Source organism: Bradyrhizobium sp. CSA207, assembly GCF_029051685.1.
Classification (GTDB): domain Bacteria; phylum Pseudomonadota; class Alphaproteobacteria; order Rhizobiales; family Xanthobacteraceae; genus Bradyrhizobium.
This window is the reverse complement of the sequence record NZ_JAACFT010000008.1, coordinates 232,735-242,635: the sequence shown is the minus strand read 5'-3', so window position 1 is coordinate 242,635 and position 9,901 is coordinate 232,735. Positions and strand designations below refer to the sequence as shown.

The 9,901-nt window shown below is 64.5% G+C and carries 8 protein-coding genes and 1 pseudogene; 8 read left to right on the top strand and 1 reads right to left on the bottom strand.

The genetic code is table 11. The annotated features are described in order from the left end of the window. Positions 1–96: 96 nt before the first annotated feature. The 8 genes and pseudogenes from pimA to GWG65_RS11775 all read left to right on the top strand — a co-directional run bounded on the left by pimA (position 97) and on the right by GWG65_RS11775 (position 8,294). Complete coding sequence (gene pimA / locus GWG65_RS11810) at positions 97–1,776, top strand: dicarboxylate--CoA ligase PimA (RefSeq protein ID WP_275195742.1); 1,680 nt, start codon at positions 97–99, stop codon at positions 1,774–1,776. 25 nt (positions 1,777–1,801) lie between these two features. Continuing rightward, positions 1,802–2,992, top strand: coding sequence for a pimeloyl-CoA dehydrogenase large subunit (gene pimC, locus GWG65_RS11805; protein WP_275195741.1), 1,191 nt, complete (start codon positions 1,802–1,804; stop codon positions 2,990–2,992). 196 nt (positions 2,993–3,188) lie between these two features. Further along, complete coding sequence (gene pimD, locus GWG65_RS11800) at positions 3,189–4,331, top strand: pimeloyl-CoA dehydrogenase small subunit (protein ID WP_275195740.1); 1,143 nt, start codon at positions 3,189–3,191, stop codon at positions 4,329–4,331. A 202-nt stretch (positions 4,332–4,533) separates the two neighbouring features. After that, positions 4,534–4,614: pseudogene (locus GWG65_RS11795) on the top strand (short-chain dehydrogenase); the annotation flags it as partial. 160 nt (positions 4,615–4,774) lie between these two features. Then, on the top strand, positions 4,775–5,182 hold the full coding sequence (locus tag GWG65_RS11790; protein ID WP_275195739.1) for an endonuclease domain-containing protein: 408 nt from the start codon (positions 4,775–4,777) through the stop codon (positions 5,180–5,182). Positions 5,183–5,477: 295 nt separating this feature from the next. Beyond that, the gene (glpK, locus tag GWG65_RS11785) at positions 5,478–6,983 is read left to right on the top strand and encodes a glycerol kinase GlpK (protein ID WP_275195738.1); all 1,506 of its coding nucleotides are present in this window, start codon (positions 5,478–5,480) and stop codon (positions 6,981–6,983) included. A gap of 236 nt (positions 6,984–7,219) precedes the next feature. Beyond that, positions 7,220–7,516, top strand: a complete 297-nt coding sequence (locus tag GWG65_RS11780; protein ID WP_275195749.1) for a winged helix-turn-helix domain-containing protein — start codon at positions 7,220–7,222, stop codon at positions 7,514–7,516. Positions 7,517–7,664: 148 nt separating this feature from the next. Beyond that, complete coding sequence (locus GWG65_RS11775) at positions 7,665–8,294, top strand: glutathione S-transferase family protein (protein WP_275195737.1); 630 nt, start codon at positions 7,665–7,667, stop codon at positions 8,292–8,294. Positions 8,295–8,611: 317 nt separating this feature from the next. Here GWG65_RS11775 and GWG65_RS11770 read toward each other — a convergent pair whose 3' ends face one another. After that, the gene (locus GWG65_RS11770) at positions 8,612–9,619 is read right to left on the bottom strand and encodes a DUF3592 domain-containing protein (RefSeq protein ID WP_275195736.1); all 1,008 of its coding nucleotides are present in this window, start codon (positions 9,617–9,619) and stop codon (positions 8,612–8,614) included. Positions 9,620–9,901 lie beyond the last annotated feature (282 nt).

Genomic DNA, 9,901 nt, shown 5'->3' with positions numbered 1-9,901 from the left:
TCCCCAACCCTTCCCCACAGGGGGGAAGGGAGCCCGAACACTTGGGCCCGCCTCACACGATGCCGTCGCGACCGCTTTGCAGAGTAACGACCTTCAATGACCCACCCCGGCGAACAGTTTTATCCCGAGGGCGTGCGCTGGGACGACAGCATCGTCCAGGGCACGCTCTCCGACCTGCTGTCGAAAGCCGCCGCCGACTACGGCCCGCGCACCGCGCTCGAATTCCGCGACCGTCCGATCAGCTACAGCGAGCTTGCCGCGATGGTCGAGCGCGCGGCCGCGGCGTTTCTCCGTGCCGGCTACGCCAAGAACGCCTCCGTCGCGCTGTTCCTCGGCAATACGCCCGACCACCCCGTCAATTTCTTCGGCGCGCTCAAGGCCGGCGCCCGCGTCGCGCATCTCTCCCCGCTCGACGGCGAGATCGCGCTGACCCACAAGATCTCCGACTCCGGCTCGCGGGTGCTGGTCACGTCGAACCTCGCCGCATTGCTGCCGACGGCACTGAAGTTTCTCGAAAAGGGTCTGATCGACCGTCTCGTCGTCTGCGAGGACGACAATTGGGGCAAGGTCGGCACCCCGCAGGCGGCGATCCCTGATGATCCCCGCATCGTCACCTTCAAGACCTTCGTCGAGGGCGCCGCCCCGCCGGCGCAATGGCCGAAAGTGACGGCGGACGACGTCGCGCTGCTGCAATATACCGGCGGCACCACCGGCCTGCCCAAGGGCGCCATGCTCACGCATGGCAATCTCACCTCGGCGGTGTCGATCTACGACGTCTGGGGCAAGCCGTCGCGCGCGGCGCGCGGCGATGTCGTCGAGCGCGTGATCTGCGTGCTGCCGCTATTCCACATCTATGCGCTCACCGTTGTGCTGCTATCTTCGCTCAGGCGGGGCAACCTGATCTCGCTGCATCAGCGCTTCGACGTCGAGGCCGTGATGCGCGACATCGGGGTCAAGCGCGCGACTTACTTTCCGGGCGTGCCGACGATGTGGATCGCGATCGCGGCGCTGCCCGATCTCGACAAGCGCGACTTCTCCTCGCTCGCCGTCATCGGCTCCGGCGGCGCGCCGCTGCCGGTGGAGATCGCGAACTTCTTCGAGCGCAAGATCGGCAAGAAGCTGAAGAGCGGCTGGGGCATGACCGAGACCTGCTCGCCCGGCACCGGCCATCCGCCTGTCGGCCCCGACAAGCCCGGCTCGATCGGCCTGATGCTGCCCGGCATCGAGCTCGACGTCGTCGCGCTGGATGACCCGACCAAGGTGCTGCCGGCGGGCGACGTCGGCGAGATCCGCATCAAGGGCCCGAACGTCACCAGGGGCTACTGGAACAAGCCGGAAGGATCCGCGGAGGCCTTCGTCGACGGTCGCTTCCTGACCGGCGACATCGGCTACATGGATACGGACGGCTATTTCTTCCTGGTCGACCGCAAGAAGGACATGATCATCTCCGGCGGCTTCAACGTCTACCCGCAGATGATCGAGCAGGCGATCTACACCATTGCCGGCGTGCACGAGGTCATTGTGCTCGGCATTCCCGACGCCTATCGCGGCGAAGCCGCAAAGGCCTTCATCAAGCTCAGGCCCGGGGCAAAGCCGTTCTCGCTCGACGAGCTGCGCGCGCAGCTTGCCGGCAAGCTCGGCAAGCACGAAATGCCGGCCGAAGTCGAGTTCGTCGACGATCTGCCGCGCACGCCGGTCGGCAAGCTGTCGCGCCACGAGTTGCGCCAGCAGCAAAAGCAATCGTTATCATCAGTCCAACAGCAGGCCACAAACTAGGAATAAACGCTCACAGGAGGATCCGATGGATCTCGCATTCACGAAAGAAGAGCAGGCGTTTCGCGAGGAAGTGCGATCATTCTTCCGCGACAAGGTGCCGCCGGACACGCGGCGCAAGCTGGTCGAGGGTCGCCACCTCTCCAAGGACGAGATGGTGACGTGGTGGCGCATCCTCAACAAGAAGGGCTGGGGCGTCAGCCACTGGCCCAAGCAATATGGCGGCACCGGCTGGACATCCGTGCAGCACTACATCTTCAACGAGGAGCTGCAGTCCTATCCGGCGCCGCAGCCGCTCGCCTTCGGCGTCAGCATGGTCGGCCCGGTCATCTACACCTTCGGCAACGAAGAGCAGAAGAAGCAGTATCTGCCGCGCATCGCCAATGTCGACGACTGGTGGTGCCAGGGTTTTTCGGAGCCCGGCTCCGGCTCTGACCTTGCCTCGCTGAAGACGAAAGCCGAGCGCAAGGGCGACAAGTGGATCATCAACGGCCAGAAGACCTGGACCACGCTGGCCCAGCACGCCGACATGATCTTCTGCCTCTGCCGCACCGATCCGGCTGCCAAGAAGCAGATGGGCATCTCCTTCATCGTCTTCAGCATGAAGTCCAAGGGCGTCACCGTGCGTCCGATCCAGACCATCGATGGCGGCGCCGAGGTCAACGAAGTGTTCTTCGACGACGTCGAGGTGCCCATCGAGAACCTGATCGGCGAGGAGAACAAGGGCTGGGATTACGCGAAATTCCTGCTCGGCAATGAGCGCACCGGCATCGCCCGGGTCGGCGTCTCCAAGGAGCGGCTGCGCCGCATCCGCGATCTCGCCGGCAAGGTCGAATCCGCTGGCCGCCCGATCATCCAGGATGCCGCGTTCCGCGAGAAGCTCGCCGCCTGCGAGATCGAGCTGAAGGCGCTGGAGCTCACCCAGCTCCGCGTCGTCGCCGACGAAGGCAAGCACGGCAAGGGCAAGCCCAATCCGGCCTCGTCGGTGCTGAAGATCAAGGGCTCCGAGATCCAGCAGACCACCACCGAGCTCCTGATGGAAGTGATCGGCCCGTTCGCCGCGCCCTACGACGTGCACGGCGACGACGGCTCGAACGAAGCCATGGACTGGACCGCCCAGATCGCGCCGAGCTACTTCAACAACCGCAAGGTCTCGATCTACGGCGGCTCCAACGAGATCCAGCGCAACATCATCGCCAAGGCGGTGCTGGGGCTGTGATGATCTGAACAGAAGGACGCTGTCGTCCCCCGCGCAGGCGGGGGGACCCAGTACGCCGCGGCGGTCGTGAGTATGGCAGGCGGCTGCGTTTACTGGATCCCCGCCCCAGTGCGCAATTGCGCACAAGGCGGGGATGACGTCTGAGGGGTAAAGCGGCGGCGAGGGCAATGATCCACCGTCGATTTTGGAGAGCAACATGGATTTTGATTTGTCCGAGGAGCAGCGGCTTCTCAAGGAAAGCATCGACGGCCTGCTGACCGATTCCTACGATTTCGAGAGCCGCAAGAAATACATGAAGGAGAAGGGCGGCTGGAGCAAAGCCGTCTGGCTCAAGCTCGCCGATCAAGGCCTGCTCGGTCTGCCCTTCGCGGAGGCCGATGGCGGCTTCGGCGGCGGCGGTGTCGAGACCATGATCGTGATGGAGGCGCTCGGCAAGGCGCTGGTGCTCGAGCCTTATCTCGCCACGGTCGTGATCGGCGGCGGTTTCCTCCGCCACGCCGGCACCGATGCGCAGAAGGCGGCCCACGTGCCCGGCATCGTCGACGGCAGCAAGACGCTGGCGTTTGCCCAGCTCGAGAAGAACTCGCGCTACGATCTGTTCGACGTCACCACGACGGCGAAGAAGAAGGGCGAGGCTTACGTGATCGACGGCGAGAAGTTCGTCGTGCTCAACGGCGAGAACGCCGACACACTGATCGTCACCGCGCGCACCGGGGGCGATCGCCGCGACAAGACCGGCATCGGCGTGTTCCTGGTGCCGGCGAATGCCAAGGGCATGGCGAAGAAGTCATACCCGACGCAGGACGGCCTGCATGCCGCCGACATCAGCTTCACCGGCGTCGAGGTCGGCGCCGATGCCGTGCTCGGCAATCCCGACGACTCGCTGGCGCTGATCGAGCGCGTCGTCGACGAGGCCCGCATCGCGCTCTGCGCCGAGGCGGTCGGCCTGATGGACGAGTCGCTCAAGACCACGGTCGAGTACATCAAGACGCGCAAGCAGTTTGGTGTGCCGATCGGCTCGTTCCAGTCACTGCAGCACCGCGCCTCCGACATGTTCGTCGCCGCCGAGCAGGCGAGATCGATGTCGATGTTCGCGACCATGGCGGGTGATTTCGAGGACGCAGGCGAGCGCGCCGTTGCGATCGCCGCGGCCAAGGTGCAGATCGGCAAGTCGCTGAAGTTCGTCGGCCAGCAGGCGATCCAGCTTCACGGCGGCATCGGCATGACCATGGAGGCAAAGATCGGCCACTACTTCAAGCGCCTCACCATGATCGAGAACAGCTTCGGCGATACCGACTACCACCAGCGCCGTGTGGCTGATTCGGGCGGGTTGATCTGACCACGGCCGTCATCCCAGGGCGTGCGCAACGATGAGCCCGGGATCTCGCCACATCGTCATTGCGAGGAGCTCGCGACAAAATTGCGTAGCAATTTTGCGCTGATGCGACGAAGCAATCCAGACTTTCTCCGCGGAAAGATTCTGGATTGCTTCGCTGTGCTCGCAATGACGGAGTAAATGGAAGCAGCGGAACCCAACACCAATGAAAAACACCCCGTTCGATCTCACAGGAAAAGTGGCAATCGTCACCGGCTCCAGCCGCGGCATCGGCAGACCATCGTCATCGACGGCGGCGTGACGACGCCGGCCGTGTAGCCTCGTACGCCTTGTGATTGTGCTAAGGTCGCGCTTCGCTTACCCTCCCCTGGAGGGGTCCGAGACGAGCGTAGCTCGCTCGTGGGTCGCTCGCGCAAAGCGCGAGCGGGGTGGGGTGAAGCCCAAGAATGGTCTCGACATCAATCCGACGCGCCGCCGCGAGAAAGTTGCGAGCCAATACCACGCCGTACGAACGGCTGCTGTGGCGTGCCCTCAAAGAGCTTCCGGTTGAGGGGACGCATTTCCGCCGACAAGCGCCGATCGGTCCCTACGTCGTCGACTTCTTCTGTCCGGCCAAGCGCCTGATCATTGAACTCGACGGCGGACATCACAACGAAGACGACACGGCCGAGAAAGACCGCGAACGGCAACGCTGGCTCGAGCGCGAAGGATACCAAGTCATCCGGTTCTGGAATTCGGAGATCGCGGCCGATCTCACCGCTGTGCTCGAACGCATCTATGTCGAGCTATACGGATCGCGCGAGGCGGAGGCCACGCGGCTCGAACATCTGCGACGTCGGAGAACCTCGACCTGACGGACGGGCTGCGTACTTCTTACCCTCCCCTGGAGGGGGAGGCTCGCTACGCATGCAGCGCAGCGAAATGCGTAGCGGGGTGGGGTGACGGTCTCTCCACGTCGAAAGCTGCCCGTGTGGAGAGATCACCCCACCCCGTCTCACATTTCGCTTCGCTCAATGTGAGCCGACCCTCCCCCTCCAGGGGAGGGTAAGGACCGCATCGCCGAGCTACCTTGACCTTCTCGCCCTAATCCGCTCCCTTTGGCGCGACACAATGAACCCTCCACAGGGAATAACGCCAAGGTCCGCCGCCATGTCTTTCGTCCTCGCCATCGATCAGGGCACCACCTCCTCGCGCGCCATCGTGTTTCGCAGCGACATCTCGATCGCCGCCCGCGCGCAGGCCGAGTTCCCGCAGCATTTTCCGGCCTCGGGCTGGGTCGAGCACGAGCCGGAGGACATCTGGACCTCGACCATCATGGTGTGCCGCGACGCGATCAAGCAGGCCGGCATCACCGCGAAGGACATCGCCGCGATCGGCATCACCAACCAGCGCGAGACCACCGTAGTGTGGGACCGCGCCACCGGTCAGGCGGTGCACCGCGCCATCGTCTGGCAGGACCGCCGCACCGCCGACATCTGTGCCAAGCTCAAGGCCGACGGTCGCGAGCCCGTCATCTCAGAGAAGACCGGCCTGATCATCGATCCCTATTTCTCCGGCACCAAGGTCGCCTGGATTCTCGATCACGTCCCCGGCGCGCGGGCGCGGGCCGCGCGCGGCGAGCTGATGTTCGGCACCGTCGACTGCTACCTCTTGTGGCGCCTCACCGGCGGCAAGGTGCACGCCACCGATGCCACCAACGCCTCACGCACGCTGCTGTTCAACATCCACACCGGGCAATGGGACGACGAGCTGCTGGAGATCATCGGCGTGCCGCGCTCGATGCTGCCCGAGGTGAAGGATTCCTCCGCCCGCTTCGGCGAGAGCACGCCGGATCTGTTCGGCGGCGCGATTCTCATCTCCGGCATCGCCGGCGACCAGCAGGCCGCGACCATCGGCCAGGCCTGCTTCCGCCCCGGCATGATGAAGTCGACCTATGGCACCGGCTGCTTCGCGCTGCTCAACACCGGCACCACGCCGGTGGTCTCGAAAAACAAGCTGCTCACCACCATCGCCTATCAGCTCGGCGGAAAACGCACCTACGCGCTGGAAGGCTCGATCTTCGTTGCGGGCTCGGCTGTGCAATGGCTGCGCGATGGGCTGGGCATCATCAAGCACGCCGCCGAAACCGGCCCGCTCGCGGATCAATCCGATTCCATGCAGAGCGTCTATCTCGTCCCGGCCTTCGTCGGCATGGGCGCGCCCTATTGGAATCCGCGCGTGCGCGGCGCGCTGTTCGGCCTCACCCGCAACACCGGACCTGCCGAGCTCGCGCATGCCGCGCTCGAAAGCGTCTGCTACCAGACCTTCGACCTCTGGGCCGCGATGCGCGCCGACTGGCCGAGCTCGGAAATCGCCAGCGTCGTGCTCCGCGTCGACGGCGGCATGACCGCCTCCGACTGGACCATGCAGCGCCTCGCCGATTTGTTGGACGCGCCGGTCGACCGCCCCGTGATCCAGGAAACCACAGCGTTAGGGGCCGCCTATCTCGCCGGCCTTGAGGCCGGCGTCTATCCCGAGCCGACCAAATTCGCCGACAACTGGCGCCTGGAGCACCGCTTCAAACCGAACATGAGCCAGGCGACGCGGGAGCGAAAGCTCGCGGGTTGGGCGCGCGCGGTGAAGGGCGTGCTGGCGAGCGACGAGGGGGAAGGGTAAGGGAGGATTCGTAGCCCGGATGGAGCGCGGCGCAATCCGGGATCATCTCACGCACGGACGGTCCCCGGATTTCGCTACGCTCATCCAGGCTACAAGGCTGTCTCCACAGCGTCATTGCGAGGAGCTCGTGACAAAATTGCGTAGCAATTTTGCACTGATGCGACGAAGCAATCCAGTCTGTCTCTGCGCGAAGATCCTGGATTGCTTCGCGGCGCTCGCAATGACGGAGTGAGGGCATCGCTGTCGCCCTGCATGCGCTCGCCAACGAGCGCCGCCTGCAGATTCTGGACTGGCTGCGGGAGCCGCGGAAGCATTTTCGCGAGCAGGCCGACGGCGACCTGGTCGAGGACGGCGTTTGCGGACTTCTGATCGCCGAGAAGCTCGGTGTCGGCGCACCGACGCTGAGCGAGCATATGCGGGTGCTGACGGCCGCAAAGCTGGTGCGCGCCAAGCGGATCAAGCAGTGGACGATGTACCGGCGCAACGAGGCCGCGATCGCGGCCATCAAGCGCTCGATTCAGGATGGGCTTTGAGTTCGCGTTGCAGGTGCTGCGCGTAACGCTGCCGAGAGCGCCGTTGCATCCGGCGCAATGCTCCAATTCAAAGATTTTTCTTGCGTGGCGCCGATCTTACCGTCGAAACTGACCGGCCCTGCCGGAAAAACGAGAAGAGCGCAAATCCATGTTCCTGATCGGCCAATACGATTCCCCCTTCGTCCGCCGCGTCGCGATTGCGCTGCGGCTTTACGGGCTCGCCTTCGAGCACCGGCCGTGGTCGACCTTCGGCGATGCCGACAAGATCGCGCCGTATAATCCGCTACGCCGCGTGCCGACCCTCGTTCTCGACGACGGCGAGGCGTTGATCGAGAGCACGATCATTCTGGACTATCTCGATGAACTGGTAGGGCCGGAGAAGGCGATGCTGCCGCGCAGCGGCGCCGAGCGGCGGAAGCACTTGCGCATCTGCGCGCTGGCCACTGGCCTCGGCGACAAGGCGGTGAGCCTGCTCTATGAGCGCGTGCTGAGGAAGGAGCAGCTTGCGTTGTGGGTCCAGCGCTGCGAGGCGCAGATTACGGATGTCCTCGGCGTGCTGGAGGCCGAGCGCGCCAAGGTGACGACGCCGTACTGGCTGGGGACGCGCATCGGGCACGCCGACATCGCGGTGGCCTGCGTCGTCCGCTTCACCCGCGAAGCGCATCCGCAATTGTTCGAGGCTTCGCGCTATCCGTCGCTGTCGGCGCATGCCGAACGCTGCGAAGCGCTGGCGCCGTTCAAGGAGATCGTGCAACCGCTGGCGCCGCCGAAGGGGTGAGGGACGGCGAAGGGTGGACCGGGCTCGGTCCTCACCTCTCGCGGAGGGAGAGGGTATCGCGTATGAAGCAAGGCGTTGTCAGAAGCTCGCCTGCGGCCCATCCTTCGAGACGCCCGCCCGCGGCGGGCCCTCAGGATGAGGTCGCGTTTTGCGGCGAGAAATCTGACCCTCATGGTGAGGAGCCCGCCAAAGCGGGCGTCTCGAACCATGCAGGCCGAGTCCGCCCCACAGCTTTCCGCCCTCATATGCGATGGCCCTGCTCCGGGAAAGATGTTGCACCGGAGCTGCCGCTCCCGATTGATCAGTATCAGCTCGCGCTACGCGAACCCGACTTTGATCAGGATCGTCAGGAACAGGCCGCCGACGATCGCGCAAATCGCGGCACCGATCAGCGGCCCCAGTGCGCCTTCCCCGCTTGCAGGCTCCAGCACGGCCTGTCCCGGCTGATCCGGATCGTAATAGACCTTGACGCTCTGCCCGGGACGATATTTCGCCGCGGCCTCTTGCGCGACCTCGCGCAGCCCGGAGACCATGGTGCCGCCCCAATTGAGTTCGGTACCGGTGAAGTCGCGCTTGCCGACCCTGTAGGCGTAGCGCAGGTCGACCTGATAGCGGTGTACAAGCTTTGAAGTCGTCGGTCTGTTGTCGTGCTCGGTCTTCTCCTCGATGATCTCCTCGATCACGTCGGAATGCGTAATCCTGCCCGACGCGGTCGGCCACCGCAGGCTGGCGCTCGCCAGCCCGCGCGTCCGGACATATTCGGCGACGCAGAACACGGCGCCGATGAGCGCGATGATTGGCAGCGCGAACGCGAACAACGGAACGCCATTGTCGGCGTAGAGCACGTGACCGGCGAGCGAATGCGCGGTCAGGGTGGCGGCAATGAACCCGAATGCGATGGTGAACGCCACCAGCGCTGCGACGTTCTGCGCCGCGGCAGGCTCCAGCAGCGCCTCGGTCGGTTGCTTCGGATCGACATGGACGTCGACATGCGCGCCGACCGGATATCGTCCGGCCAGTTTTGCGGCGAGCACCCTTGTCGTGATGGCGGGTCCGCCGACAAAGATTTTGTCGCTTTCCAGCTCCTGGCCGCCGGCCTGATAGCGATAGCGGATGATGGGCCTGGCATCGTTCCGATCGTCCGAGGCGTGCGTCGCCGGCTGATCGACCCGGGAGACCGTGATGACGCCCTCGACCTTGTCCCAACTCCGCGCGGCCTGCATCCGGGCCCACATGCGGACCAGGCCGAACAGCGTCAAGCCGAACAGCAAAACCGAGACTGCGGCGGCAATCTGCGTCCACATCAATTGATGGGCATCCAGCATCTGATTTCCTTGGCTGTTCGACGGCGACCGCTATTGGTCGCGGCGAGCGCGCGTTGCGTTCACGGCATTGTGGGGGCTGTGGGAGCGCAACGCGCCGCGAGGATGCGAAGCTGTTTGGAATGTGAGTTGGAGAGCGATGTGGTTGCCCACACGAGATCGGGGTGGAGAGCCTCTGCCATTCAACAGGCGAGGTCTGCGACGATGAATTAATACAGGTGTTTTGCCCGACGCATCAAGCTGCTTCCGCAGGACCGAAAATTCCTTAAGCTTTTCAACCCCATT